General features: G+C 56.9%; 1 pseudogene and 1 other annotated feature. The pseudogene reads right to left on the bottom strand.

The window, feature by feature from the left end:
* Positions 1-508: pseudogene (locus MSKU9_RS17460) on the bottom strand (transposase); the annotation flags it as partial.
* Positions 105-221: a sequence feature (AL1L pseudoknot), on the bottom strand. Its footprint overlaps the pseudogene before it by 117 nt.
* Positions 509-545: the final 37 nt, after the last annotated feature.

The following is a 545-nucleotide window of genomic DNA, read 5'->3' as shown; positions in this document are numbered from 1 at the left end:
TGCCAGATCCGACGGATATGCGCCATCAGATCCCTATCACATTGTGCTCGTATGCTGGCTCTGGCCGGATCTCTCGCTATGGCCGCCTGATGATAAAACGTGGAAGGGGCAATCGGCAGAACGCGACAGATTGGCTCGACCCCATAATCGGCACGACAGGCTTCAATAAACGCGATCATTTGCGAAACGGGCGGTCGAGCGCTACCTGCGCAAAATAAGCCGAAGCTTTCTTGAGGATCTCATTGGCCTGACGCAGTTCACGAACCTCACGCTCCAATGCCTTGATCCGTGCCGTCTCGGCTGTGGTCGGTCCCGGTTGTGCACCAACATCTCGCCGCGCCTGTTTCCACCAGTCGTGCAGGCTGTCTCCCGAACAGCCAGGCTTGCCACCAATCTCCCGACAGGCCGCCGAAATGCTCGGGTAATCCGATCGATGTTCGTCCAGAAGGCGCACGGCGCGCTCACGGAACTCAGGCGAATAACGCAATGTCTTCTTCTTCTCTACCATAGGGCTCATCCTCCGAGAGTTTTACTCTCCGGTAAAC

The organism is Komagataeibacter diospyri (genome assembly GCF_006538165.1).
GTDB classification, from domain to species: Bacteria; Pseudomonadota; Alphaproteobacteria; order Acetobacterales; family Acetobacteraceae; genus Komagataeibacter; species Komagataeibacter diospyri.
The sequence above is the reverse complement of the archived record's forward strand: the minus strand, read 5'-3'. Positions and strand labels throughout refer to the sequence as shown.